Annotated in this window: 25 protein-coding genes and 1 pseudogene; 11 read left to right on the top strand and 15 right to left on the bottom strand. The window is 71.1% G+C overall.

The annotated features are described in order from the left end of the window. Nucleotides 1–197 precede the first annotated feature (197 nt). From PV410_RS31550 to PV410_RS31530, 5 genes are all read left to right on the top strand, one after another. Entirely contained in the window at nt 198–815 is a 618-nt protein-coding gene (locus PV410_RS31550; protein ID WP_500329162.1) for a hypothetical protein, read from the top strand. A 193-nt stretch (nt 816–1,008) separates the two neighbouring features. After that, the gene (locus tag PV410_RS31545) at nt 1,009–2,502 is read left to right on the top strand and encodes a PepSY-associated TM helix domain-containing protein (RefSeq protein ID WP_500329161.1); all 1,494 of its coding nucleotides are present in this window, start codon (nt 1,009–1,011) and stop codon (nt 2,500–2,502) included. A gap of 213 nt (nt 2,503–2,715) precedes the next feature. Further along, nucleotides 2,716–3,234, top strand: coding sequence for an SRPBCC family protein (locus PV410_RS31540; protein ID WP_500329160.1), 519 nt, complete (start codon nt 2,716–2,718; stop codon nt 3,232–3,234). Between the two features lie 35 nt (nt 3,235–3,269). Next, a complete protein-coding gene (locus tag PV410_RS31535; RefSeq protein WP_500329159.1) occupies nt 3,270–5,582 on the top strand; it encodes an FdhF/YdeP family oxidoreductase in 2,313 nt (770 codons plus the stop codon). Nucleotides 5,583–5,705: 123 nt separating this feature from the next. Continuing rightward, complete coding sequence (locus PV410_RS31530; RefSeq protein ID WP_500329158.1) at nt 5,706–6,005, top strand: Rossmann-fold NAD(P)-binding domain-containing protein; 300 nt, start codon at nt 5,706–5,708, stop codon at nt 6,003–6,005. Nucleotides 6,006–6,071: 66 nt separating this feature from the next. Here the strand turns inward: PV410_RS31530 and PV410_RS31525 are convergent, their stop codons facing one another. Continuing rightward, nucleotides 6,072–9,449: a S8 family peptidase gene (locus PV410_RS31525; protein ID WP_500329157.1), complete on the bottom strand. Its 3,378-nt coding sequence runs from the start codon at nt 9,447–9,449 to the stop codon at nt 6,072–6,074. Nucleotides 9,450–9,900: 451 nt separating this feature from the next. On the opposite strand from PV410_RS31525, the gene PV410_RS31520 reads away from it, so the two are divergent. Continuing rightward, nucleotides 9,901–10,110: a hypothetical protein gene (locus tag PV410_RS31520; protein WP_500329156.1), complete on the top strand. Its 210-nt coding sequence runs from the start codon at nt 9,901–9,903 to the stop codon at nt 10,108–10,110. A gap of 198 nt (nt 10,111–10,308) precedes the next feature. Beyond that, complete coding sequence (locus PV410_RS31515) at nt 10,309–10,746, top strand: glutaredoxin domain-containing protein (RefSeq protein ID WP_500329155.1); 438 nt, start codon at nt 10,309–10,311, stop codon at nt 10,744–10,746. A gap of 26 nt (nt 10,747–10,772) precedes the next feature. Here PV410_RS31515 and PV410_RS31510 read toward each other — a convergent pair whose 3' ends face one another. Both PV410_RS31510 and PV410_RS31505 read right to left on the bottom strand, forming a co-directional pair. After that, entirely contained in the window at nt 10,773–11,807 is a 1,035-nt protein-coding gene (locus PV410_RS31510; protein ID WP_500329154.1) for a magnesium and cobalt transport protein CorA, read from the bottom strand. A gap of 342 nt (nt 11,808–12,149) precedes the next feature. Beyond that, nucleotides 12,150–12,815 carry a nitroreductase gene (locus PV410_RS31505; RefSeq protein ID WP_500329153.1) on the bottom strand — a complete coding sequence of 222 codons (666 nt, stop codon included), beginning with the start codon at nt 12,813–12,815 and terminating at the stop codon, nt 12,150–12,152. A 188-nt stretch (nt 12,816–13,003) separates the two neighbouring features. Here PV410_RS31505 and PV410_RS31500 point away from each other — a divergent pair, with 188 nt between their 5' ends. Then, nucleotides 13,004–13,603, top strand: a complete 600-nt coding sequence (locus tag PV410_RS31500) for a TetR/AcrR family transcriptional regulator (protein WP_500329152.1) — start codon at nt 13,004–13,006, stop codon at nt 13,601–13,603. Between the two features lie 242 nt (nt 13,604–13,845). On the opposite strand, the gene PV410_RS31495 is transcribed toward PV410_RS31500, so the two are convergent. From PV410_RS31495 to PV410_RS31450, 10 genes and pseudogenes are all read right to left on the bottom strand, one after another. Next, on the bottom strand, nt 13,846–14,553 hold the full coding sequence (locus tag PV410_RS31495) for a sigma-70 family RNA polymerase sigma factor (RefSeq protein WP_500329151.1): 708 nt from the start codon (nt 14,551–14,553) through the stop codon (nt 13,846–13,848). A 76-nt stretch (nt 14,554–14,629) separates the two neighbouring features. After that, nucleotides 14,630–15,862 carry an ABC transporter permease gene (locus PV410_RS31490; protein ID WP_500329150.1) on the bottom strand — a complete coding sequence of 411 codons (1,233 nt, stop codon included), beginning with the start codon at nt 15,860–15,862 and terminating at the stop codon, nt 14,630–14,632. Between the two features lie 131 nt (nt 15,863–15,993). After that, a complete protein-coding gene (locus PV410_RS31485) occupies nt 15,994–16,227 on the bottom strand; it encodes a hypothetical protein (protein ID WP_500329149.1) in 234 nt (77 codons plus the stop codon). Continuing rightward, a complete protein-coding gene (locus PV410_RS31480) occupies nt 16,224–16,541 on the bottom strand; it encodes a hypothetical protein (protein WP_500329148.1) in 318 nt (105 codons plus the stop codon). The genes PV410_RS31485 and PV410_RS31480 overlap by 4 nt, the downstream gene beginning before the upstream one ends. A 282-nt stretch (nt 16,542–16,823) precedes the next feature. Continuing rightward, a complete protein-coding gene (locus PV410_RS31475; RefSeq protein ID WP_500329147.1) occupies nt 16,824–17,660 on the bottom strand; it encodes a phosphatase PAP2 family protein in 837 nt (278 codons plus the stop codon). Nucleotides 17,661–17,669: 9 nt separating this feature from the next. Beyond that, complete coding sequence (locus tag PV410_RS31470) at nt 17,670–18,611, bottom strand: patatin-like phospholipase family protein (RefSeq protein ID WP_500329146.1); 942 nt, start codon at nt 18,609–18,611, stop codon at nt 17,670–17,672. Nucleotides 18,612–18,723: 112 nt separating this feature from the next. Continuing rightward, a complete protein-coding gene (locus PV410_RS31465) occupies nt 18,724–18,921 on the bottom strand; it encodes a winged helix DNA-binding protein (protein ID WP_500329145.1) in 198 nt (65 codons plus the stop codon). A gap of 114 nt (nt 18,922–19,035) precedes the next feature. After that, the gene (locus PV410_RS31460) at nt 19,036–19,779 is read right to left on the bottom strand and encodes an isochorismatase family protein (RefSeq protein ID WP_500329144.1); all 744 of its coding nucleotides are present in this window, start codon (nt 19,777–19,779) and stop codon (nt 19,036–19,038) included. A gap of 129 nt (nt 19,780–19,908) precedes the next feature. Next, entirely contained in the window at nt 19,909–20,262 is a 354-nt protein-coding gene (locus PV410_RS31455) for an alpha/beta fold hydrolase (RefSeq protein WP_500329143.1), read from the bottom strand. Between the two features lie 113 nt (nt 20,263–20,375). Further along, nucleotides 20,376–20,627, bottom strand: a pseudogene (locus tag PV410_RS31450) (alpha/beta fold hydrolase); the annotation flags it as partial. Nucleotides 20,628–21,082: 455 nt separating this feature from the next. Between PV410_RS31450 and PV410_RS31445 the strand changes: the two are divergent. Further along, nucleotides 21,083–21,454 (top strand): iron chaperone, encoded by a 372-nt coding sequence (locus PV410_RS31445; RefSeq protein ID WP_500329142.1) that lies wholly within the window; start codon nt 21,083–21,085, stop codon nt 21,452–21,454. A 136-nt stretch (nt 21,455–21,590) separates the two neighbouring features. Continuing rightward, nucleotides 21,591–22,184: a hypothetical protein gene (locus tag PV410_RS31440; RefSeq protein ID WP_500329141.1), complete on the top strand. Its 594-nt coding sequence runs from the start codon at nt 21,591–21,593 to the stop codon at nt 22,182–22,184. Between the two features lie 96 nt (nt 22,185–22,280). Here the strand turns inward: PV410_RS31440 and PV410_RS31435 are convergent, their stop codons facing one another. Both PV410_RS31435 and PV410_RS31430 read right to left on the bottom strand, forming a co-directional pair. Further along, nucleotides 22,281–22,790: an SMI1/KNR4 family protein gene (locus tag PV410_RS31435; RefSeq protein ID WP_500329140.1), complete on the bottom strand. Its 510-nt coding sequence runs from the start codon at nt 22,788–22,790 to the stop codon at nt 22,281–22,283. A gap of 75 nt (nt 22,791–22,865) precedes the next feature. Beyond that, nucleotides 22,866–23,897, bottom strand: coding sequence for a saccharopine dehydrogenase family protein (locus PV410_RS31430; RefSeq protein WP_500329139.1), 1,032 nt, complete (start codon nt 23,895–23,897; stop codon nt 22,866–22,868). 112 nt (nt 23,898–24,009) lie between these two features. On the opposite strand from PV410_RS31430, the gene PV410_RS31425 reads away from it, so the two are divergent. Beyond that, nucleotides 24,010–24,972 (top strand): helix-turn-helix domain-containing protein, encoded by a 963-nt coding sequence (locus PV410_RS31425; RefSeq protein WP_500329138.1) that lies wholly within the window; start codon nt 24,010–24,012, stop codon nt 24,970–24,972. Nucleotides 24,973–24,990: the final 18 nt, after the last annotated feature.

The following is a 24,990-nucleotide window of genomic DNA, read 5'->3' as shown; positions in this document are numbered from 1 at the left end:
CCCGCCCCGGTACGTCGGGGTCGGTCCTGCCCGGGCGCCGCGGTCGGGCTACGGCCGCGCCCTGTGGCGGGCCGCGATGGACTACGGGGAGAGCCCACGGGTTTGACGGCGCGTAGCCAGCACAGGCCATCGTGCGCCGTCGGTGCTTCCGCGTGCCCCGTCCCTCATTCGGGTGGTCGATGGCATCATTGCTGCCCATGACATCCGGGCCCGCCTTCCGCCTCGCGCGTGCCGCGGTGTTCGCGGCCGTGTGCGTGGCGGTGACGGGTCTCGGACACGCCCTGATGTCGCGGGCGGTTCCCGGTTGGGCGGTGGGGTACGGGTTCGCCGCCACCACCGCCGGAGCGTGGTGGCTGGCGGGTCGCCGTGAGCGCGGTGCCCCGGCGGTCATGGCGGCGACCGCGGCGGCCCAGTTCGCCCTGCACGGCTGGTTCAGCCTCGCCCAGGCTTTCGCCGCCGCCCCCGCCGATATGACGGCCGGCCACCGGTCTTCGGCCGCCGTGGCCGCGATGCCCATGAGCACCGCCGCCATGGGCGGCTGGTCCACCGGCATGGTCTCCGCCCACGCCCTGGCCGCGGTCCTGTGCGGGCTGTGGCTGTGGTGCGGTGAGGCCGCGGCCTTCCAACTCGGCCGCTCCCTGGCCGCTTTCGTCTTCGCTCCACTGCGCCGGGCTTCGCGCGTCCGAGCCGTCGTCACGTCACCCGCCCCTGCGACGCCCGCGTCCTTCCACGTCCCCCCACGCCTGGACCACCAGGCGACCCTGTGGCACAGCGTCACACGACGCGGCCCCCCGCGGCCGGCGATCTGCTCCTGACCGTCCGTCACGCCCCGTCGCGGTGACGGGCGCAGTCCGGCGTGCCCACGCACACCGTCCGCCCGGCGCATCCACGCGCGCCCGGTGCCGGAACGGCAGGCCCGCCACGCCGTACCGCCGTGAAGGCGGACCGAATCGTCGGCTTCATGAGCGCCCGCGCCCAGTGCGCCGGGCGCCGATTGGGGATGCACGCATGACTTCGACACAGGAACAAACGCCAAGGGACGACCGCGACGAAGCCGCGGTGGCCGTCGCGGAGGCCGACGGCCCCGCCGTACCGCCGGCCACCTCGGGGACCGGTCCCGTACGACCCGGCCGTTCGTGGAAGGGCGTTCGGGCGCTGCTCGTACGGCTGCACTTCTACGCGGGGGTGTTCGTCGCCCCCTTCCTGCTCGTGGCCGCCCTGACGGGGCTGGCCTACACCGTCACGCCCCAGCTCGACCAGCTCGTCTACGGCGACCAGCTCGGTGTGGCGGAGGTGGGTGACGAACCGCGCCCCCTGGCGGAGCAGATCGCCACCGCCCGGGCGGCCCACCCGGAGGGCACGCTGTCCTCGGTGATCACTCCGTCCGGCCCGGAGGAGACCACGCGGGTGGTGCTGTCGCTGCCTGAACTGGGCGAGAACCAGCGCACGGTGTTCGTGGACCCGTACACGGCCGAGGTCAAGGGTGAGCTGACCACGTGGTACGGCTCGACGCCGCTGACCACCTGGATGGACGACCTGCACCGCAACCTGCACCTCGGTGAGACCGGGCGTCTGTACTCGGAGGTCGCCGCGAGCTGGCTGTGGGTGATCGTGGCAGGGGGCCTCGTCCTGTGGCTGGGGCGTGCCCGCGGGCAGCGTGCCACGTCGGCACGCGGTGTGCTGCTGCCCGACCGCTCCGCCCGGGGCGTACGGCGTACCCGCAGCCGGCACGCGGCCACGGGCGTCTGGATCGCCGTCGGCCTGCTCGCTCTCAGCGCCACCGGTCTGACCTGGTCCCACTACGCCGGTGACCGGTTCGGGCAGCTGCTCGACGCGGCCAAGGGAAACGCCCCCGAACTGGTCACCTCCCTGCCCGGCGGAGCCGGGGCGACGGAGGGCGAGCACGCGGGGCACGCCGGACACGGCACGGACCAGGGCGCGGCGTCGGCGGACCCCGCCGACTTCGACGCGGTCCTCGGGGTGGCCCGCGACGCCGGGCTGGGCGGCCGGGTGGAGCTGACGCCGCCCACGGACGACGCGGCCGCCTGGACGGTGGCCCAGGACGACGACCTGTGGCCGGTCCACTACGACCAGGTCGCCGTCGACGCCGCCAGGGGCCAGGTCACCTCGGAGAGCAGGTGGGCCGACTACCCGGTCCTGGCCAAGCTCAGCAAGCTCGGCGTCCAGGGCCACATGGGCCTGCTGTTCGGCATCGTCAACCAGATCCTGCTGGCGCTGATCGCGCTCGGCCTGATCGCCGTGATCGTGTGGGGCTACCGGATGTGGTGGCAGCGCCGGCCCACGCGTGGCGACCGCACGGCGGCACTCGGCAAGGCCCCCGTACGGGCGACGTGGCGGCAGCTGCCCCTGCCGTTGCTGATCATCGGCGTCCCGGCCGTCGCCGCGCTCGGCTGGGCGCTGCCCCTCCTGGGCATCACGCTGCTCGGATTCCTCGTCGTCGACACGGCGGTCGGGCTCGTACGGCGGAACCGAACCGCCTAGCGTCGAAGGGGAGACAACGCCAACTGCCTCCGGTCCGGCACGCCCACCGTGCCGGACCGGAGGCAGCTGCGTCTTGTGGGGCAGCGCCGCAGACGCGGTCGCCACCGAACGTGACGGGAGCCGGGCGCAGCGTCCCCTCGCCGCGCTCACCCACATGCGACGTCCCTGGCGGGCGGTGACACTGGAGAGAGCGGCGCCTGAAGAAGGTGGGCCATGACGACCGTCGAAGAAGTGGTCGAGATCGCGGTCCCGGTACGTACCGCGTACAACCAGTGGACCCAGTTCAAGAGCTTTCCGCGGTTCATGTCCGCGGTGAGGAGGGTCGAGCAGATCAACCCCTCGGTCACCCACTGGGTCATCGGGATCGGCCCGTTGCACCGGGAGTTCAAGGCGGAGATCGTCGAGCAGCAACCGGACTCGCACCTCGTCTGGCAGAGCCTGCGACGCAGCCCCTACCACCGGGGCACGGTCTCCTTCCGCTCCGTGGCAGCGGACCGCACCGAAGTGACCGTGCGGATGGAGACCACACGCCGCGGCATCGCGGACACCGTCACGAGTGCCCTCGGGGTCGCGCGCCGCGTCGTCCGGGCGGAGCTGCGCAACTTCAAGGAGTACATCGAGGGCATCGGCGAGGAGAGCGGAGCCTGGCGGGCGTCCATCCACAACGGACACGTGCGGCCGCTGGAGCCGGAACCGCCACGGAGCCGGGTCCCGCGGTGGCCGGTCGGATGAGCGATCCGCGGACGAGAGAACGAGGGACGCACGTCATGAAGAAGGCCCCCCGAGAAGAGCCGGACGAAGCGCTCGGCGTGACCCCGCCCAAGGAATGGGCCGCGGGAGTGCCCGCCGTACGGCACGCGCTGGAGTACTCCCTCGAGGAGACCTCGGTCGCGCGCACCGGGGTGACGCTGCTGACCATGAACCAGGTGGACGGCATCGACTGCCCCGGCTGCGCCTGGGCGGATCCCGCTCCCGGCCACCGGCACCGCAACGAGTACTGCGAGAACGGTGCCAAGCACATCAACGACGAGGCCACGACGCGGCGCATCCCCGCCGAGTTCTTCCGGCGGCACTCGGTCTCCGAGCTGGGACGGGGGTCGGACCTGTGGCTGAACCAGCAGGGCCGGCTCACCGAACCGATGGTCAAGCGGCCCGACTCCGACCACTACGAACCGATCAGCTGGCGCGACGCCTTCGAGCTGATCGCCGCGGAGCTGAACTCGCTCGACTCACCCGACGAGGCGGTCTTCTACACCTCGGGCCGGGCCAGCAACGAGGCCGCCTTCGTCCTGCAGCTCTTCGCCAGGGCGTTCGGCACCAACAACCTGCCCGACTGCAGCAACATGTGCCACGAGTCCAGCGGCACCGCCCTGCACGAGACCCTCGGCACCGGCAAGGGGACCGTCAGCCTGGACGACCTCCACCACGCCGACCTGATCTTCCTGGTGGGCCAGAATCCGGGTACGAACCATCCGCGGCAGCTCTCCGCCCTGGAGGAGGCCAAGCGCAACGGCGCCCGCGTCATCGCGGTGAACACGCTCCCGGAAGCCGGGTTGCTGCGGTTCAAGAACCCGCAGAAGCCGCGCGGGATCATCGGACACGGCACCCGGATCGCCGACCGGTTCCTGCACATCCGCAGCGGCGGCGACCTCGCGCTGTTCCAGGGCCTCAACAGGCTGCTGCTGGAGGCCGAGGACGCCCGGCCGGGCACCGTGCTCGACCATGACTTCATCCGCTCCAGCACCAGCGGTTTCGAGGAGTTCGCGCAGCACGCCCACGGCATCGGCTGGGAACAGATCCTGCCCGCGACGGGACTGACCCGCGAGGAGATCGAGGACGTGCGGGACGACGTCCTGCACAGCGAGCGCGTCATCGTCTGCTGGGCCATGGGCGTGACGCAGCACCAGCACGCTGTCCCCACCATCCGGGAGATCGTCAACTTCCTGATGCTGCGCGGCAACCTCGGCAGGGCCGGGGCCGGCGCCTGCCCGGTGCGCGGACACAGCAACGTCCAGGGCGACCGCACGATGGGCATCTGGGAACAGATGCCGGACTCCTTCCTGGACGCGCTGCAGCGGGAGTTCGGCTTCGACCCGCCACGCGCCCACGGTCTGGACTCGGTGAACTCGATCAAGGCCATGCGGGAGGGCCGCATCAAGGTCTTCCTCGGCCTCGCGGGCAACTTCGTCCGGGCCGCGCCCGACAGCGCGGTCACCGAGGAGGCCATGCGGCGATGCCGCCTGACCGCCCACATCTCCACCAAGCTCAACAGGTCGCACGCGGTCTGCGGACGGACGGCACTCATCCTGCCGACCCTGGGCCGCACCGAACGGGACGTGCAGCCCTGCGGCGAGCAGTTCGTCACCGTCGAGAACTCGATGAGCGAGGTGCACACCTCCCGCGGACGTCTCGAACCGGCCTCCAAACTGCTGCTCAGCGAGATCGCCATCCTGTGCCGGCTCGCCCGGCACACCCTCGACGGCAGGACCGGCATCCCGTGGAAGCAGTTCGAGACCGACTACGGCACGATCCGCCACCGCATCGCGCACATCCTGCCGGGGCTGCACGACTTCAACCGGCGAGTCGTCCGGCCGGGCGGCATCAGGCTGCCGAACCCCGTCAACGAGGGCGTCTTCGCCACCGCCACCGGCAAGGCCATGTTCACCAGCAACGCCTGGGCCATGCCGCAGGCCCCGGACAGGCACCTGCTGCTGCAGACCCTGCGCTCCCACGACCAGTGGAACACCATCCCGTACACCAACAACGACCGTTACCGGGGCATCCACGGCAGCCGCCGCGTCGTGCTGGTCAACCCCGCGGACCTGACCGAACTCGGGCTTCGCGAAGGACAGTCGGTGGACCTGGTGAGCGTGTGGAACGATGACGTGGAGCGCCGTGCGGAGGGCTTCGAGGTGGTCCCCTACCCGACCGCGCTGGGCTGCGCCGCCGCGTACTACCCCGAGACCCAGGTCCTGGTGCCGCTGGAGAGCGTGGCCGAGACCAGCAACCAGCCGACCTCGAAGGGCATCGTCGTCCGGCTGGAGCCCTCGGGCACCCACCCGGATGCCTCGCCGCTGTGATGTGGCCGGAGCGCCCGCCGTGCGCGCAGTACGCCGGAGCGCCCGCCGTGCGCGCAGTACGCCGTCGAAGGTCTGTCGGACGCCCTCGCCGACGAGCTCGCCCCGCTCGGCATCAAGGTCACCATGGTCCAGCCCGGTCCCACCGCCACGGCCTTCCTCGACAACCTCGACGTCGCGGCCGCCATCGACGACTACGACCAGACCGTCCGTGAGGTCCAGAAGGCCATCGGCGCACAGCCCGCGTCCGCGTACGCGTCACCGGCGCGCATCGCAGCGGGCATCCGAGCAGCCGCGGACAGCGACGCCCCGCCCCTGCGACTGGCCCTCGGCGTCTTCGGCGCGGACGCCATGCGCGCCGCCCTCACCGCACGCCTGGCCGACCTGGACAGCTGGGCCGGCACGACGCGCGCGGTCGACGCGTGACCCCGGACGTCGGGAGCGGACGGGCCCCGGGCCGACGGCCCGGGGCCCGCGTGTGGAGCGCAGTGCCTACGCGGTGGTGCGGTAGGCGCGGTAGATCGTCTGCTTCAGGGTGTTGCCGTCGGCGTCGGTGAGCACGACGCGCAGCGAGACGGTGCCCGGGCGGGCGGGGTGGCGCAGTTCGAGCCGCTCACGGTCGGTGACCTTGGCCGGCTTCCAGCTCCTGCCGCCGTCGTAGGACACCGAGAACGCCAGCTTGCGGGCGATGCGGGCGGTGGCCGCGCCCTCGACCGTGAACGGGACGGTGAAGGCCCTGCCCGCCCTGGCCGTGCTGGCCGCCTGGAGCTTGGGCGTGAAGCGCACCGCCGACAGGGGCAGCCACGTCATGGTGTCGCCCGAGACGTGGGCGGAGCGGAAGGTCCACTCGGCCGTCACCCGGGTGCTGACCGCGGAGAGCGACGCGGCGCGGGATACGTCCGTGGTGAGCCGGTAGGCCCGCGCCTCGGCGGGCAGGGTGTGCGTGTCGCCGTCCAGGGGCGTGTCCGAGGTGAACACCGGCGTGCCGTCCGCGTACAGCGCGCTCGTGGCCCTGGTGTAGTCGGAGACGCCGACATGGCCCGCGCCGTCGGAGAACAGCGGCACGTAGGCGCTGAAGTCGTCGCCGAGACGGACCGCGCCCGACGCCTCCCCACCCGCGCTGTACAGGTGCGGGCCGAAGACGCCGATGTTGAAGCGCTGCGCGTACGTCCTGCCCGCGGCGTAGGCCCTGGCCCGGGTGACGGTCTGGCCGCCGTCCCACACGGGTTCGCCGTCCGCGCCAGGAGCGCCGTACTGGCCGGTGGCGTACTGCCACTTCACGGCCGGCAGGACGTAGTCGGTGACGGTGCGCGGCAGGGCGCCCTCCTCCGGGTGGAAGTCGAACCAGCTGCCGTTGGGCGTCAGGGGTGCGGCGACGAGGCTGCCGGTCTTGCCCGCGGCGGGCGCGCCGAGGGTGAGCACGAGCTTGGCGAAGTCCCGGCGGCGCAGCTTCGCGGTGAATCCGGAGAGGTCGCCGGTGCGGTTCGAGGCCGGTCGGTAGTTCACCGTGCCGTGGGTCCACGTCCCGTTGTACTGCGCGAACGCCTCGCCTGCGGGAAGCGGTGCCCCGAGCTGCCCGACGCGCAGGTTGCCGAAGCTGCCCATGTCGTAGGTGGAGGTGTAGCCGGATCCGTTGTCGTTGACGCCGAAGTTGAGTGTGGCGTCGGTGTTCTCGGCCGCGCGGTCGGGCACGGTGATCCGGACGGGCCTGGCCTTGCGGGCGTCCATGACCAGGGTGGTGTCCCGGGTCAGCGAGAACTTCGGGTGCAGCAGCAGCGCCAGCTTCCCGTCGCCGGGGTCCGCCCCGGTGGAGACGCGGCCCTCGAGGGCGTAGCGGCCCTTGGGCAGCCGCACCGTGAACTCTCCGTCCGTGGGGTCGGAGCAGTCCCGCCAGATGTCGTTGCCCAGGCCGTACACGCCCGTCTCGGAATCGCCGGTGGGCTTGCCCCCCAGATCGAGGTGCCTGACCGTCAGGTTGTACGACTCCTGCTCGCGGTTCACGCCGATGGCGGTCCGCACGGCGGTCTCCCCGGCCGTCGCGGTCACGGAGCCGCCGAACGTGCCGTCGGCCGAGCCCGCGCGGCTGTCGGCGGTCACCGTGGCGGTCGCGGTGCCGGCCGCCGGGATCGTGAGCCGCTTCGGCGAGACGTCGAACATGCCCTCGGCGGCCGGCTTCCCGTCCTCGCCGAACGCCTCGGTCGCCAGGTCGACGGTGACCGGGCGGTCACCGTCGTTGCGGTAGGTGACCTTCTCGGTGACGGGCTCGTCGTCCGCGTGCGGCCACCGGGCGGTGCCGAAGTCCAGCGAGGTGGGGTTGCTGGTCACGTGCTGACGTATCGCCCGCGCGATGTCGGTGCGGCCGGTGCCCTGCGCGAACGCGGCCAGGTCAGTGGCCGGTGCGGCGGAACCGGTGAGGACGGCCTTGATCCGCCCGCCGGTCCAGTCCGGGTGCTGCTGGGCCAGGATCGCGGCGGCGCCCGCCACATGCGGGGTGGCCATCGACGTACCGCTCATCGACACGTAGCCGTCGGCTGCCGGGTCGCCCTCCACGCCCTCCGCGGCCTTGGCGGCGACGATGTCCACGCCGGGGGCGGTGAGGTCGGGCTTGAGGGAACCGTCGGCGGTCGGGCCCCGGCTGGAGAATTCCGCGATGGCGTCCGCCCGGTCCACTGCGCCCACGGTGAGCGCGGCGGCGGCGCTGCCCGGGGAACCGATCGTGCCCGCGGCGGGGCCGCCGTTGCCCGCGGCGATGACGAAGAGGGTGCCGGAGTCCGCCGACAGCCCGTTCACCGCCTGCTCGACCGGGTCGGTCTCCGGGGTGTCGTCGCTGCCGAGGCTGAGGTTGACCACCTTCGCGCCCTGGGCGACGGCCCACTGCATGCCGGCGATGATGCCGGAGGGGCTGCCCGATCCGTCGTCGCCGAGGACCTTGCCGCTGATGATGCGGGCGCCGGGCGCGACGCCCTTGTACTTCCCGTCCGACCGGGCCCCGGAGCCCGCGACGGTCGAGGCCACATGCGTGCCGTGGCCCACGCGGTCGACGGTGTCCGGGGACTCGGAGAAGTTCACCTGCGCGTCGACGCGGTCCCTCAGGTCCGGGTGCGTCGCGTCCACACCGGTGTCCAGCACGGCGACGGTGACACCGGCGCCGTCGTAACCGGCCGCCCAGGCAGCGGGGGCGCCGATCTGCGCCGTGCTGCGGTCCAGGCTCGCCGTGACCTTGCCGTCGAGCCAGATCTTCTCGACCTTGGCCGAGGTGGCGGTGGCCGACGAACGGGCGCTCGCGCCACTGCCGGTGAGGGTCCGCCAGAGCGCCGCGGCCTCGGACTTGCCGGCCCGCAGGGCGTTGCCGTTGATACTGGGCAGGTCGCGGGTGACGCGGGCGCCGGAGTCCGACAGCGTACGCGCCGCGATGGGACCGCCCTTGGTGTAGGTGACGATGAGCGGCAGGTCGGGCCGTGAGGAGTCGTCGTACCCGAAACCCACCAGCCGCGTCACGTCGAACAGTTGCCGGTCGGCCGTGCCGTCCGCGATCAGCCGTTCGGCGTCGCGCGGTACGGCGTAGGTGTCACCGCCGGCCGCGCGCGATATGCGGAACGCCATGCCTTCCCGGCCCTCGGCGGCCGTGACGCCGACGACCTTGCCGGTGGCGTCCAGCGTCACCTTGTCGCCGGTGACGAGGGTGACCGTCCGTCGTGTGGCGTCGGAACCCGTGCCGAACGCGGCCCCGGGACGCGATCCGGTCCGGGACGCGCCATCGGCCTGCGCGGCCTGGACCACTCCGACCGTTCCGCCCAGCAGGGCCGCGGCGATGGTGATGGCGGTGAAGGGGGCGAACGCCGTAACCGGTGCTCGTCTCTTGTGTGTCAAGGCATGCCTTTCTTACCGGGCACGGCGAAGCGGCCGGTGTCATGTGAAAAGGGCGAAGACCGCGGGAGTCAGACTGCCCATGCGGCCGGGCTCCGCCGGGGGTGATCTGCTCTCATCGGTTCCTCCCCATACGGGCCGGGCTCTGGTCGCGGTCCCCTGTTACCTGTCGGCCCCGTCCGCCGGGTTCCCGATTTCTCCGGACCGGTTTCCACACTCCCTCGGTCCCCCGTGCACACGATCTGCCGCGCACCCTGCCGCAGGCCGCCGACCCTTCCGCCGTGCCTGGCCTTCGGCAGGGTCCCCCGGAGGCCCGGGCGCGGCTCCCCACCGTCAGAGCGGCGTCAGGGTTTGCCGCTGAGCGCGATGGCGGCCTGACCTGCGGGCATAGCCTCATTGCCGGACGCGGGCCCGTGCCCGAGTCGCGCATCTCCCTCGCTCCCGGAGGAACACCATGTGCCTGTACGTGTACGGGGAAGACCCCGAACCCGCCGAAACCGACCCGGCTGGGCTCTTCTACGTCCCCGCCCAGTCGGGTTCCGCCGGCTGCGCGCCCCGCTACTTCACCGCCGACCGGGAGAACGCCGATGGGGCGGTGCCCGGCATCGACGGGGCGGCCGCCGTCGGCGACCTGGCGTCGCCGCCGTCCCGCAGTCGTACATGATGCTGTCCCCCGAGGTGCGACGGCCGACACCACTGCGGCACCGGCCTCCGAACCAACGGCCGGCACATGAACTGGAGCGCCTGGAAGGCCGGCAGCGCGGGCTGACAGCGCGGCCGCGAGCTGCCGTGGATACGGCGAACGGCCAGTCGCGGCAGCCCGGTCGGGCGCGCTTTCGGCTCACGGATAGGCTGCGTCAACATGACGCGTGCGTGGCTCTTGCCAATGCTGCTCCTGGTCTGCGGCTCGGTTGTCGCGACGGGGCTGGTTCTCGGGGGCAGCCCCGGTGAGGCCGGAGCATTCTTCGTGGGGTTCGTACTGCTCGCGGGCGTGAACTCGCCGCTGGTCTTCCCCAAGGGGATCGGTGCGTCGGAGGCGCAACGCCGGAGCGCGCTCGACGGCCGCCCGGTCGTCTTCTGGCGGCCCGGCTGCAAGTACTGCCTGCGCTTGCGCGTCCGCCTGGGGCGGAGGGCCCGTGAGCTGCGCTGGGTCGACATCTGGCGCGACCCGGCTGGTGCCGCGGCGGTCAGAGCGGCCAACGACGGCAACGAGACCGTGCCGACCGTCGTCGTGGCCGGCCGGCCGCATACGAACCCTGACCCTGATTGGGTGCGCGAACAGCTCGGCCCGCCCGCTTGATCAGCAGCGACGGCTGCGCGGCACGGTCAGAGCCATCTGTTGCGGCGCAGGGCCCCGTAGATGAAGGTGCAGACGAGGGCGATGACGGCGAGAACTGCCGGATAGCCGTAGGGGGATCTCAGCTCGGGCATGTAGTCGAAGTTCATGCCGTAGATGCCGACGACCAAGGTGGGGAGGGCGACGAGGGCCGCCCAGGCGCTGATGCGCCGCATGTCGGCGTTCTGCTGGACGTTGATCTGGGCGATGCTGGCGCCGAGTATGCCGCTGACGAGTTCCTCGAAGGTGACGATCTGCTCGGTGACCCGTTGGTGGTGGTCGGCGACGTCGCGGAAGTAGGCGGGCACCTGGCCCGGTACGTGCGGGATCGGTTGCTCGCCGAGGTGCTGCAGGGCGGGGGCGAGCGGCATCACGGCGCGCTTGAACGCCAGGAGTTCCCGTTTGAGCTGGTAGATGCGTGCGGGGTCGACGGGGAGATCGGGGGAGAAGACCTCGCTCTCCAGGGTGTCGATGTCGTCGTCGAAGGCGTCGGCGACCTCCAGGTAGCGGTCGACGACCAGGTCGGCGACCGCGTGCATGACGGCAGCCGGACCGTAGCCGAGCTGCTGCGGGTCGGCCTGGAGTTGGCGGCGCACGTGGTCGAGGGGCGGAGCGCTGCCGTGGCGGACGGTGATGGCGAAACCGGGGCCGGCGAAGACCATGATCTCGCCGGTGTCGACGATCTTGCTGGTCGCGGTGACCTTGTCGTGGTTGACGTGGACGATGGTCTTCAGGACCAGGAACAGTGTGTCGCCGTAGTGTTCCAGCTTGGGTCGCTGGTGGGCGTGGACGGCATCTTCCACGGCCAGGGGGTGCAGGTCGAAGGCGTCGGCAACCTGCCGGATCTGGTCGGCGGTGGGCTCGTACAGACCGATCCACGCGAACCGCCCGGCTTGTCCGTCCCGCCGCTCCATGAGCGCGTCCAGATCCACCGGGCCGGGTATGCGACGGCCGTCCTCGTACAGAGCGCAGTCCTCGACCGCCGGCGGCAGCCAAGTGCCGTCCGCCCCGTCCTGCTGCGCCATCTGCTGTTCCCGACTCCTTGTGCGAGTTCCCGCACGGCGGCGATCCGTCGTGCGGTTCGTCCGGAGGGCCGGCCGGTTCGTGGCCGCCCGGGCGTCGCGGCACGGCCGGACCTCGTGAAGCGCACGAGCAGGATGGCGCCGACCCTCGATCGCGTGCCTTCCCCGTCCTTCCGCGTGCCCGCGGACGCGAGGTGCAGGCCGGCCTGAAGGCCCCACGGACTCCCTGCCCCCGGGCCGGCCTGCACACGTAGTGACCGGATAGCGCGTCGTCTTGTGACACGGACCGCCCGCGGCCGGCGGTTCGACATGACCGGCGGAAGGCCGTGTGGGGTGCGCCGCGGTCTAATCGCCGACGAACTCCACCGTCTCGGTGAGTGACGCCCGTGCCGGGCGGGGGTGACGTGCGGTGACGTCCTCGAACCCTATGGACATGCCGCAGAAGAGGATGAGCTCGCCCGGGGGAGCGAGGACCTCTGCGACGGTCTTGTGGTACTTCGCCCATGCCATCTGCGCGCAGCTGTGCAGTCCTTCGGTGCGGAGCAGCAGCATGACGGATTGCAGGTACATGCCGACGTCGGACCACTGGGGTCTGCCCATGTCGCGGTCGACGTAGCAGAACAGGGCGGCGGGTGCGCCGAAGCAGTCCCAATTGGCGGCGGCGGCCCTCTGGCGCGCCTCCAGGTCCTGGCGCTGGATCCCGAGGGCGCTGTAGCGCTGCTCCCCGAAGGCGGCCCGGCGCTCGCGGTACGGGGACTGCAGTGCCGGCGGGTACTGCTCGTACTCCGGATCGTCCCAAGCGTCGCCCGCGATCACCCGTTCGCCGGCGCGCTTCTTGAGCTCGGCCAGCGGCCCGCCGGTCACCACGTAGACGTGCCACGGCTGCAGGTTCGACGCGGAGGGGGACCAGGCGGCGGCAGCCAGCACGCGCTCCAGCACCTCGCCTGGGACCTGCCGGTCGGTAAACGCGCGGACTGCCCGTCGGCTCGTGACCGCCTCGTAGACATCCATGACCAACCACCTCCAAGAGCTTTAATTGCATGATTGACAGTTAAAGCAGGCGAAATGTGACACATGGGTGGCGCCTCGTCGTGCGCGGAGCCCGAGACCGCTGCGGCTGCCCTCCGTGGTACCGGCCCGGGTCAAGCCCGGTGTGATAAGTTAATACGAAGGTTCGTTTTTGTTCGGAGGATGGATCCATGCCCAAGGTCACGCCGGAGTACATGGAAGCCCGCCGCCAGCAGATCCTGGACGCGGCGCGCCGCTGCTTCCTGCGCGATGGGTTCCATTCGACGTCCATGCAAGACCTGTTCGCCGAGTCGGGCCTGTCGGCCGGCGCCGTGTACCGGCACTTCGCCAGCAAGAACGAGATGATCACGGCGATCGTCGAGGAGAGCGTGCGCGATGTCCTCGCCATGGTCCAGAGCGTCGCGAGGAATCGGCCCGGCGGTTCCTTCGGGGACCTCATGGCCGACGTCCTGGAAGTCGTGAAGGTCAAGACCGCCGAGCAGAGCATCGCCGGGCTCTCCGTGCTGGCCTGGTCCGAGGCGCTGCGGAACCCTTCGCTGGCCAGGCAACTCGACGATCTGATGGCCCAGATGCGCACGGCGCTGGCCGACGTCATCCGTGAGCACCAGCAGAGCGGCACCCTCCCGCGCGAGGTCGCTCCCGAGGCGATGGCCGCCGCGTTCATGTGCATGCTCCCCGGCTACATCCTCCAGCTGGCGATGGACGACTCCGCGCTGGACGGAGTGCCGGGCGCCCTGCGAGCGCTCTGGCCGGCTCCGGCGACGTCCTGACGCACGGGCCCGCCGCAGGCCTCGTGGCCGCTCCGCGTCCGGATCACGATCCGGACGCGCCACCGCACATCCCCCTCGCCCATGGCCCCGTGTCATCTGCTGCCCGGCATCGGTGGCCCGACGGGGCCACGCCCCCCGTCCCGCATCCGGCTGTGCCGGCACGCCCCGGCGGCGAGCGGGCAGTCCCCTGGCTCCGATGACCGGCCGGTCATCGGAGCCAGGGGACTGCCCACCCCGTATGGTCACGCGGATGCGGGACGCCTCGTCAAAAGACCCATTCGCAGGCGTGGTTGCCCCTCCGCCCGCACCACCCCTCCGCCTGGGCAGGCGACGTCCTCCGCGAACAGCCTTTCGAGTGGGGCGACGTTCCCCGCCCGGGCCGCCACCAGGAAGGTGACGAGGAACCGTTGGTGGTCGGCGGCCGAGACGCTGGCCCGTTTCTGCGCGGCCAGTCGCTTGCGGGCGCGGCTCACCAGTTGGCGCACGTTGACCTGGGACTGCCCGATGACCTCTGCGATCTGCCCGTAGGGGTACTCGAACGCCTCGCGGAGCACGTACGCCGCCCGTTCCGCGGGCGTGAGCCTCTCCATGAGCATCAGCACCGCGACCTTCAGCGCTTCCGCCTTCTCGGTGCCCAGTGCGGGATCGCTCATGGGGTCGATCGACTCCGGCGGCCGGTGGCCGACGTAGTTCTCCCGGCGGACCCTCGCGGATTGCAGCACGTTGATCGTCAGCCTGGTCACCATCGTGGTGAGGAAGGCATCGGGGTTCTGCACCTTGGAGCGGTCGTAGGTCTGCCAGCGGATCCAGGCTTCCTGGAGGACGTCTTCGGCGTCGCCGATGTTGCCGAGCATCCGGTAGGCGATCCCGAACGTGATGTTGCGGACGTCGTGGAACGCCGTTTGTGCGTCCATCAGGTCCTCGGCGCGCTCCGCGGACTTCGACGACATGGTTCTTTTCCTTGCGTTCGGTGCGTTGGCCGGCTGTCGCCGTCTCCCGCGCGGAGGCGAGGACGAGCCGCCTTCCTCATCCGTGGGCGGCGTGCCGGGCGTGCGAGTGCGTGCGGAACACCGGTGCGGGCGTCACGGTCGTCGTGGTTCCGGCCGTGTCCGGGGCGACCGCACTCGTGTCGTCGGCACCGAGCCGGTCGTCCCCCAAGGTGCCGTTCGCGACCGCGGAGCGTCGTCGGCCCCCGAGGAGGGCTGCGGCCAGGCCCAGGGTGCTCCACAGGGCGAGGACGACGATGTGTCCCGCGGATGCGTTCCCGTCGAAGTACGCCGTGCTGCGCAGAAGGCCCGCGCCGGCACCCGGCGGGAGCCACTGGCCGATTTCGTCCACGGCCTTGGGCAGCAGTTCCGGTGCGGACGTGCTGCCGGAGAAGGGGTTCCCCACGAAGACCATGAGTGCGACGCTGAGTCCGAGCCCGGGGGGACCGATGAGGGTGACCAGGCCGAAGCTGGTCGCGCTGATGGCGAGCAGGGTGAGGGACAGGGCCGCCCAGGTGGCCACGTGCTGGTGCGGCATGGCACCGAGAAGGCCTTGGGCGATGAGGTAGGCGGCGAGTCCCGTCACGGCGCACGCGGCGACCAGGTCGACCAGCCTGCGGCGTACCGAGACGTGACCGGGTGTCAGCGCGACGAGCGCCGCGATCATGATGCTGCACACGGTGAGCGGGAGAAGGGCCGAAACGAAGACGACGCCGCGCGGGTCGCTCGCGGAGATCGGGACGATGTCGACCGTCTTCACCTTCACCTTGGTGATCTTCTTCGCGGCGGCCTTCTTCGCGGCGGCCTTCTTCGCGGCGGCCTTCTTCGGGGCGGTGGACCGGACGGACGCGCCGCCCGGTGGCGTCGGGTCCTTCGCCGCCGCCTTCGCCGCCTCGTCCGCCAGATGCTGACCGGACGTGGTCAGCAGCTGGGCGACGGGCATGCTCGCGGCGGTGGCCTCCAGCACGGTGACGTGGCCCGGAGTGACGACGAAGGCGCCGTAGATCTCCCGGTGCTTGATCGCTGAGCGCGCCGATGCCTGGTCCGCGTAGAGGTGGAAGTCGAATCCGCCCGGCTTGCCGTGCGTCAGTCCCTCGACCGCCTTCTGGCTGGCCGCGCTGGTGCCGACGACCCCTACGGGTAGATCGCGGGGCGCGATCCGCGACGCGGGCCACGCGAACGCCATCACGGCCAGAGAGATCACCAAGGGCAACGCCAAGGTCGCGATGACGGTCCGGTGCCATGACTGCAGCCCCGTCGATGGCTTTTTCACGCCATGCCTCCACAAAGACGAATGATCATTTTATTTACTGTCCCAGTGTGGGGTTGTCGCGGGAAAACGTCAAGCCGAACATTCGTTTTCTTTTTGTCGCAAAGGTGCCGCACCGGGCGGGACCTGCTCGGCTACGTCTTCCGGACCGTCGTGGTGTCTCCGGCGGGTATCCCGCCGTCGTGGAGGGTGAGGACCAGGTCCCCGTCCGCGCCCAGCAACACCGCGATGGCGCCCACGATCAGCGCGGCACGTCGCCGCAGGCGCGGTAGCGCGGTGAGCGTGCCGCACAGGTGGTGGGCGTGGCCCGCCCGGTCGCCCGGCCCCGTCGCCGGGTCGTCGGCCTCGGTCCCGTCCTCCTCGCTCATCGCCCCGGCCAGTCGGGCAGCAGCCGGGCCGAGCCCTCCAGGTGCACGCGGCACTTCGTGCGGGCCGGGATCGGCAGATCCCACAGACCCGCGAAGAAGTGCACGTCGACGCCGACGGCCGCGGCACGGCCCGAGTCCGCGTCGGCGACGTGCGGGAGCGTGTGCGCGATGTCGAACCGTACGAGGGGGACGACGTCGGTGATGCCGTTGAGCGTGAGTACGGCTATGAGTGCCTGCGGGGCGGTGGTCCCGTCGTGGCCGTGGTTCCGGACCAGCCGGAGCTCCCCCGTGGACCCGGCGAGGTGGCGCCCCACGTCCGTCCGGGGCCACCACGAGCGTCGCGGCCGACCCTCCTCGACGGCGTCCGATATCCGAAACCGCACCAGGCCCCCGGTCGGTCCCTCGGCGTCTTCGCCGACGAGGAAGACTTCCCCCAAGTGCAACGTGAGGTGTGAGGCGGTCCGACCCGGGCGCCGGCTGCGCAGCCAGCCACCGGCCTTCCCGGTGCCATGTCCGCTGTCGGGCGTCGTGCGCGCGACGCCCGGGCGTTCTCCGTCGCCCGGAGGCGAGGGTAGGGGGGAGTGGGGCATGTCGGACTACCTTGGGGGGAGTTGCGAGTGGGGATCCGGGTGGCCCGCCCGGACACGGCGTGCGCCGCTCCGCGCGGAACGTTCGGCGGACACGAGAGCGGTCAACGAGCCGAAGAGCACGATGAGGAGTGCGCCCGCGACGGCGTCGGCGAGATAGTGGTTGCCCGTCGCGACGACCACGAGACTGGTCAGCACGGGGTAGGCGAGGCCGCAGCCCCGCAGCGTCTTCCGGCGGGAATGCCGGAAGAGGAGCCACCCCGACCACACCGCCCAGCCGACGTGGAGCGACGGCATGGCCGCGTACTCGTTCACGAGGCTGCCGAGCCCCTGCGGCGCGCTGGTCTCGCCGCCCCACCACCCCCAATGCTCGACGTCGGCCACGATGTCGTGGATGCCGCCGTCGCTCAGCAGGCGGGGCGGCGTGGTCGGGAACCGCCAGTACGCGACGAGTGCGGCCAGTGTCACCGTGGCGAGCCAGGTGCGTGCGCCGCGGTAGTGCGTGGGGTGCCTGCGGTGGAGCCATATGAGGACGGCAGGCGTGACGACGTAGTGCAGCGTGGCGTAGCAGTACGCGGCGGCGACGGCCAGGACCGGCAACTGGTGCAGCACCTGATTGAGGGACTGCTCCGGGGCCATGTGCACGGCGTTCTCCCAGCGCTGGATGGTCCGGCCGTTGTTGTCCGCGGTGGCGTCCCAGCCCCGCTGCCGCCCGCGGGTGGTTTCGTAGACCGCGTACAGCACCCCGACCAGCAGCAGTTCCGCCCACCACCGCGGTGCGCGGCTGTTCCGTGGACGCGAGGCGCGGGGAAGCAACCGCCTGACGAAGCGGGCCGTGTTGGCCATCGGACGTCCTCAGGCCATCGCCGCGGGCTGCCGGGCGAGCCAGTCCCGGGTGAGCGAGTAGCCCGCCTGGAGCAGCCGCGGGGTCTCGTGGAAGTCGATGAGGCTGACCACGGGCGTGGTGGCGGCCGGCAGCCGTAGAACCGACCCGCGCACCGCCGCCACGTCCCGGCGTTCCCGCTCCTCCAGCATCTTTCCCACCGCCTGGTAGGCGGCGAGCAGGGCCGTCCGTGCCCGGCGGCCGGTCTGTTCGGAAACGGCGGCGGGCAGGAGGTAGATGGTCGTCGCACCCAGTGCCTCTGCCTGGAGGACGGGGGTGTCCGCCGATACTGCGCCGTCGATGAGGTGACGCTGCCCGACGCGCACAGGGGGGTACAGGCCCGGGACGGCCGCTGAGGCCAGCAGGGCCGATACGGCGTCGCCCCGGGAGAGGACCACCGCAGCGCCGCTCTCCACGTCGGTCGCCACGACGTGCACCGGCACGGCGACGTCTTCGAGGCGGTCGACGCCGTCCCCGGACCTCAGTACCCGCCGCAGCGCGTTGCTCGACACCGCGGCCTCGGCGTGACCCAGCGCGGCCCGGATCACGGTCCATGGCGAAATCGGCGCCACATGCCGCCGCTTGATGGTGAGCCACAGCGTTTCCAGCCGGTCGACGCCCTCGGCGGTCGGGTCGGCCGCGAAAGCGGCGCCGTTGAGCGCGCCGGCCGAGGACCCGACTATGAGATCGGGCGTGATGCCCGCCTGTGTGAGCGCCCGCAAGGCACCGACCTGCGAAGCACAGGGGCTGCCACCGCCCTGGAGCACGAAGGCCACGGTGCCGGGCGGGGTGGGTCCGGTTGGCAAAGGTGAGGCGGGAGCCCCGCCATCCCGCGCAACCCGGCATGCGGTCAGTGCCGACCCCAAGGTGTGCACGGTTTCCACGGCACCTCCACCCTTTCCGAGAACAACCATTCCGTTTTGCGGTGCCCATCCTGTGGCACAAGTGGTCTCACGTCAAGCCGAACATTCGTTTTTTTTACTGAGGTGAGGGAAGTGCGCACACCTGCAAGGCGATCCGGCGTGCTTACGTCGCGCCGCTCGTGGGCCGGGCGACGCGCATGGGCAGATCGCCGAACGGCGCGCGCTCGCCCGGGCTCAGTTCGGTGACCATGCACCCGGCCGGTTGCTCGACGGCCGCATGCACCGCGTCGGCAACCCCGGCTCCTTGCGGCGTGACCTCCACGGCCCGCACCCGACGGTCACCACGGATGGGCCTGCGCACGGCCGGTCCTCTGCGTACCCGGCGCGTGCACGATGTACGCGCGCCGGTGCGTCCGGCGCAGCAGTAAGGCGACGGCCAAGGGCGGCCGCTCCGACCCGTGGCCGGCGGACCCGGTCAGTCGCCACGCTCCGCGGTGCCGACCGCCGCAGTGCGGCCGGTCGGCTCGGACCGGCCCGTCACGAACCACTCCGGAGGCGTCATCCGGCCGGTCCCGTAGGCCATGTCGGTGTCCAGGAGGTATCCCCAGCTGGGCAGGTGGTCGTGGACCGCACCCACGGCGAGCGGCCAGCCCTTCGCCTCGTCGCGGCGCCAGTCGGCGATGAGTTCGGCGACCACGCCGAACCACGACTTGATGTGCACTCCGGCCCGCGAGAGGTTCGCCACGACCGCGTCGCGGACGATCTCGCCGGGTGCCTCGGCGCCGGAGGCGTCGATGACGGCATGCACCTCGTAGCCGTCCAGGACCATGTCCAAAGCGGGGAACGACAGGCAGGTGGCGTCGGTGACCCCCGCGATGATGACCTTCTTCCGGCCGGTGGCCTCCAGTGCTTCGCGGAAGGCGGGCCACCGGTAGGCATTGATCACGCCGGGTCGGCGGATGACCTCCGCGTCGGGGAACAGCGAGGCCAGCTCGGGCAGCAGGGCCCCGTTCGGACCCCAGTCGCGGCTGGTGGTGAGGATGACGGGCAGGCCCAGGGTCTTCGCTGCCCGGGCGAGCCCGACGACGTTGTTCTTCGCCGTCTCCGGGGACATGTCGTCGATGAGCTGCATCAGGCCGATCTGGTGGTCGATCAGCAGGACGATCGCGTTGTCCGGGGTGAGACTGTCGTAGGGGCCGGCGTTGGGGGTGTACGGCACGGGAGTTCTTCCTCTTCGTCGATGACGGGTGGGGCCAGGATGGACGTGCGGTTGGCGATGGCGATGGCGATGGCTCGTGCGGCGACGAGAGGGGAGTCACGTCAGCGCCCCGCCCGTGGAGCCGCTCGCTCAGCGGACCGAGCGCGCCGCCCGCTCGATGATGTCGGCGACGTCACCCGGGTGGGACACGCTCGGGGCGTGGGACGAGTGGATCACGACCATGTGGGACTCGGCGCGCCTGGCCATGAACATCTGGGCCTCACGCGGGATGTTGAGGTCCTCGCCGGCCACCAGCGTCCAGGAGGGGATCGTCTTCCACGCGGGTTCGCCCGAAGGCTCCTCGAGCGCGGCGACGGTCACGGGGCGCTGGGTGGCCGCCATGAGGTTCGTGGTGTACGGGTGGACACCGCGGCGAATTGATGGTGGAACTTGTCCTGGTCGATGTAGAGGTCGACACCCGGGGAGCCGTCGGGCAGGGTGCACGGGACGGGACGCAGCGCGTCGGCGAGCGAGCTGCCCGGGAACCTCCTCGCCAGGTCGTCGGCGCTCTCGTCCTCGTCCGGGATGAAGGCGGCGATGTACACCAGCGCCTTGACCTGGTCGCAGCCGTGGGCGGCATTGGTGATGACGGCACCGCCGTAGGAATGGCCGACGAGGACCACGGGACCGGCGATGCTCGCCAAGAGGCTCCTGGTGTGGGCGGCGTCACCGGCCAGTCCGCGCAGCGGATTGGCCGCGGCCACCACCGGGTAGCCGTGTCGCCTCAGCTGCTTGATCACGTCGTTCCAGCTCGAGGAGTCGGCGAATGCGCCGTGGACGAGGACGACCGTCGGCTTGCCGTCCTGCATCGAACCACCCTCCTTTTCCTTCACGGCTTCCGCGGGATCCACGGCCACCGAGAGGAGACCGGCGGTAGCGGACACCGCGGCCATGGGGGAGAGGGGGGTCCTGACGTTCCGGTACTGAGAGGGACGGTGCACAGAAGGCCTTTCATGGCGACGAGCAGATGATCACGGTGTCCTCGCGCGAGGACCGCTCGACGCCCGGGGGCAGGTGTGGGCGGTTTGGCCTCATGCGTTCCTCCAAGCGGGGACTGTCCACAAAGACGACAAGACCGCTTTCCCGCCTGTGACAGCGATTTTGCGCGAGGGCCGCTCAGCAGCCGCGCCGCGGCCGGGAGCCTCGAAAGCCTTCCGGCGACGGGATCCGGACCCTGCCGGAGAGAAGGAGCGGTGCGGCGCCCTCGTCCGTCCACCCGCAGTGGCGGGGACCAGCCGGGCGCGCCGCCTGCCAGACTGATGTCATGAGCAGGCCCCAGACGATCGACGAGTACATCGAGGGCTTCGGCGGCCAGGCCCGCGAGCTGCTGGAGCAGCTGCATGTGCTGGCGCGTGAGACGGTGCCGGAGGCGAACGAGGCGGTCAAATGGGGCCACCCTGCGTGGGTGCACCCGTCGGGAACGATCCTGTTCGTGATCAGCGGCCACGCGAAGCACGCGAACTTCGCGTTCACCCCCAGTACCCGCGAAGCCTTCGACGCCGAACTCACGGATTTCGGAACCGGCAAGGGCACTGTCAGGCTCCCGTACGGGAGCCCGGTGCCGACCGACCTCCTCCGCCGCATGATCGCTCACCGCGTCCGTGAGCACGAGGACGACGGCGTGCTGTGGATGTGACCCCAACGCCGTCTTCGGTGAGCCGACCCGGCAGTGCGTCGGCTCCGCCCTCACGTCCAGGAGGCCGCCACCGGCCGGGACCACTTGAGGCGGAGGTGCGTAGCCCGGGCTGCGAGCGGGCGGCCAGAATCTAGGCATGGACGTCCCCGAGATGCTGGAAGCCGCTTCACTGCTGGTACCTAAAGAGATCGCCACCGAAAACGACATCACGGTGGATGACGTCTGGGACTACCTCATCCACGATGAGTGGGAAATGGCCCTTCACCTACTGGAAGAGCTTGGTGACGTGGGCCCCCTTCCGCTCAGCTTCTGGGAGACCTTGGCGAGTGCTGCCGAACAGATGCACCTGGAGAGGAGCACTGCCTGGTGCCATTGGCGCTGCTATGAAACGAGCAACGGGATCATCCGCGCTGACCTCACCCTCCGACCGGCCAGTGAGGCACGCCGGCAGACGTCCTTCTCCGGAGCCGGGGTCCTGAAACCGATGTGGGACGTCGGCAATCGAAGCCCCTCCGGCCAACCAGCCCTCAATATCGCGGCCATATGGGTGGAGTTCGCCCCCTCGCTGGGGCCAGGGGGGCGAGCCACGATCCGGCTCGCCCCTCTCGACCCGTCGCAGTGGCAACGCGTTCAGCCCGGGCAAGTGCTCACCATGCACGAGGACCGAACAGTGGCCGGGACAGCGGTCCTACTGGAGGTTCAGCGCCCCACGGCAGGCCTCGCCCCCTAGGGCGCGTATCCAGGCATGGACGTCCCAGCTGCTGGAGGCCGCTTCAACGGCCGGCTCGTCCGACGCGGTGGCGCTCACGGCCAACGCGGCAGCGCATCAGTCCTCCTCGCCGAACTCGGCGGCGTCAGGAAAGACGTGGGTGCTGATGCGGCCCGACAGCCATCCGACCAGGAACTCGACCGCACCCACGGGGTGGGCGTCGTAATACCAGCCTCGCGGATTCCAGCAGACGACCGTCCACTCGTCCGGCTTCCCGTCGGTGAGCCAGCACACGCGGTCCCCGTTGTCGGTTCCTGCCCACGGCAGGAGTCCGCCCGGCTCGGGGTAGAAGGGGTAGGGGCAGTCTTCGGGGTGGCTGTCCCGGAAGTTGCGTTCCTGGTCCAGCAGCCGCTTCGCCGGGCCGACGAGCAGGTCCCGCCCGCCGAAGGGCGTCAGCGGCGTCAAGAAGTCGGCGAAGTGGTAGGCCCCGTAGGCTTCGACCAACTGCTGGAAGTCCGAGGGGAGCTCCCTGCCGAGTGCTGCCTCCACCTCATTCCAGTCTCCGTTCGCCCACAGCGGTTGCGACGGCGGAGGGACGAGGCGGGTGAGGTCGTCGAACGCGGTCATGGGGTCGAGCTTAGGGGTGCACGTCACGCCCCCCCCGAACGGGGGCGCAGCGCAGGGAGCCACCGGTTCAGACCGCTACGCGTCCAGGTCCACGGACATGTACCGGGACAGCGCGCGGAGGAAGTCGGGCGCGTCGAAGATCGCTCCGGCGGAGGCGACACCGACCGTCGTGGTCCGTCCCGAGAGGATGCGGTCGACCGCTTCCACGACCAGCGGCGCGGTGACGGCGTAGATGTCCTGGCCCTTGGCCGTGGCGCGCCGTTCGCCGTCCTTGGAGCGTACGACGACGTCGACGAGGAAGGTCTGCGCGGACCGCCCGCGCTCGTCGACGGGGGCCGGCGACGGTGTGTCCGGGGAGGCCAGGTCCGTGGCCGCCTCGGTCGTCATGTAGGTGCGCACTTCGGGGATGGACAGGTGGCTGGGAACGGTGACGACGTCAGCCATGGTGAACTCCCCGATGACGGTGCGGGGGCCCATCGGCTCGGGGAAGGGCCACGTCAGGGTCGGCGGGGCGTCGTCGCGGTACTCCAGCTGCCCGTTCGTGAAGCGGACGCGTCGCCCGCCCCGCCGCTGCCGGGAGACCGCGCCCGCGGCACGCGTGCCGGCGGTGGGGTGCCAGCTGTCCAGCCCGTAGGCGACGTGCGCCTCGTCCGCCGTCGTCCAGTCGCCCATGGCGGCGGTCGTCAGCAGGTCGCCGAGGCCGCCGTAGAAGGCCATGGCGGGGACGATCACAGTCCCCGCCGCGCGGGCGCGGTCGTTGAAGTGCGCGAACGTATCGGCGTTGGCCTCGATCTCGGCGGCCACGTCCACGTACGGGATTCCGGCGCGCAGTGCCGCCTCTATCACGGGGGCGGCCGTCGTCGCGAAGGGCCCGGCGCAGTTGACCACGGCAGCCGTACCGGCAAGTGCGCGGTCGAGGGAAGCCGGGTCGTCGACCGACGCCTGGTGGGAGTCCAGCCCGGGTCCGGATGTCGCGAGCTCCTTCAACTTGTCGGCGTCGCGCCCGGAAAGCACCGGGACGAACCCGCGATCCCGCAGATGCGCCACCACGAAGCGCCCGGTGTGTCCGTACGCGCCGAACACCGCCACCTCGAGCCCTGAACCCATGGGTTCCTCCCCCGTATTGGATGATCCGTTGCGATAGGCCGAGGAACATCCTGTCCGGGGCGGGCACCGGAACGTGAGTGTCCGGAACGCCATGCCTCGTACAATTCCGGACATGGGCACTGTGGCGCTGGCCGTTACCGACGGGATGCTGCACTTCGAACTCTCCCTCGCGTACGAGGTCTTCGGCTCCGCCCCGGACGGCCTGGCAGGTCCTTGGTACGACCTGGTCGTCTGCGGGCCGGGCGCCGTGCGGGCCGGCCGGTTCGCGCTGGAGCCGGATCACGGCCTCGACCGGCTCCCGGGCGCCGACACCGTGATCGTCCCGGGTTGGGCCGACGTCGACGAGGACCCGCCCGCCGACCTGGTCGACGCGGTGCGCGCGGCCCACGAGGCGGGCGCGCGTGTGGCCTCCCTGTGCACCGGCGCGTTCGTACTGGCGGCCGCGGGCCTGCTCGACGGGAGACGCGCGACCACTCACTGGGCGCACACCGAGGTCATGGCCGCCCGCTACCCGAAAGTGACGGTGGACCCGGACGTCCTCTACGTGGACAACGGCAGCGTGCTCACCTCCGCGGGCAAGGCCGCCGCCATGGACCTGTGCCTGCACATCGTCCGCCTGGACCACGGTTCGTCGGTCACCAACGCCGTCGCCCGCCGCCTGGTCGTGCCACCGCACCGGGACGGCGGACAGGCCCAGTTCGTCACGGCCCCGGCGCCCGCCCCGGACAACCACCCGCTCGCCGAACTGTTCCCCTGGGTGATCGAAGGGCTCGACCAGCCCCTGACCGTGGAGGACCTGGCCCGCCGGGCACGGATGAGCCCACGGAACCTGGGACGCCATTTCCGGTCGGTGACCGGCACCACGCCACTGCAGTGGCTGCTCACCCAGCGGATCCGGCACGCCCAGGTGCTGCTGGAGACCACCGACGACAGCGTCGACTCCATCGCGGCGGCCACCGGCATGGGGACCGCCACGACGCTGCGCCGGCACTTCCACCGCACGGTCGGCGTACCTCCCGACACCTACCGCCGCACCTTCCGTCTGCGCAGCCGTCCTGCTCCGAACGGCAGTTGACCGCCGTTGTGCGCAGGC

This window comes from Streptomyces sp. PA03-5A (assembly GCF_033792725.1).
Classification (GTDB): Bacteria; Actinomycetota; Actinomycetes; order Streptomycetales; family Streptomycetaceae; genus Actinacidiphila.
Note: the sequence above shows the minus strand (reverse complement) of the source record. Positions and strands in the feature narration are given on the sequence as shown.